Source organism: Acidovorax sp. NB1 (assembly GCF_005405905.1).
Taxonomy (GTDB): Bacteria; Pseudomonadota; Gammaproteobacteria; order Burkholderiales; family Burkholderiaceae_C; genus Acidovorax.
Map to the genome: position 1 here is coordinate 1 of NZ_BJHU01000037.1, position 768 is coordinate 768.

1 protein-coding gene is annotated in these 768 nt (G+C 63.0%); it reads right to left on the minus strand.

The window, feature by feature from the left end:
• On the minus strand, positions 1-757 hold a 757-nt coding region (locus tag AvAM_RS19800; protein ID WP_212742289.1), incomplete at its 3' end, for a hypothetical protein.
• Positions 758-768 lie beyond the last annotated feature (11 nt).

Genomic DNA, 768 nt, shown 5'->3' on the forward strand with positions numbered 1-768 from the left:
AGACGTCGGCTCCCGCCTCCCAATCTTCGGCGAAGGCGACGTTGTAGGTGGTGCCGCCCAGGGATGCCGTGCCATCTTTGTTGAACAACAGGGCTGCTGCTGCCTTGTCGGTGGCCGACAGGGTCAGGGTGAAGCTGGTGGCGGAGGTGATATCGACATTGCCGGTATCGGTCAAGACATAGGTCGCGCCCCCCTGGCCCAGCAAGGTGAGCTTGTTGGCAATGATGTCGTTCAAGGCACCTGCCGCGGAGGTGAGTCCTGTGCCGGTCACGACCAGCACGCCTGTGCCTACGTTGTAGGTGGCGCTGGTGACGGTGGGGACTGCGACGTTGCTGACCGTAATGCCGTTGCCGGTGAGGTCGGCGATGACCACCGCAGCGTCTGCACCCGCGCTCCAGTCTTCTGCGGCGATGAGGTTGTAGGTGTTGGCACTGGTGGAGCTGGTGCCGTTCTTGTTCAGGATCAGGTTGGCAGCCGCCCTGTCCGCCGCGCTCAGGCTCAGGGTGAAGCTGGTGGCGGAGGTGATCTCCACGTTGGCCGTGGTGGTCAGTGTGTAGCTGGCACCTCCTTCGCCTTGCAGGCTGAATTTGTTGGCCACGATGTCATTGACGGCCCCCGCCAGGCTGGAGAACCCGGTGCCCGTCACGACAAGCGCTCCGGTGCTGGCGTCGTAGGTGGCAGATGTGATGGCCGGTACTGCAACGTTGCTGACGGTGAGTGCGTTGGTGCCATCAGCGATGTCGCTGCCTGTGATCACGCTGTTCCAGT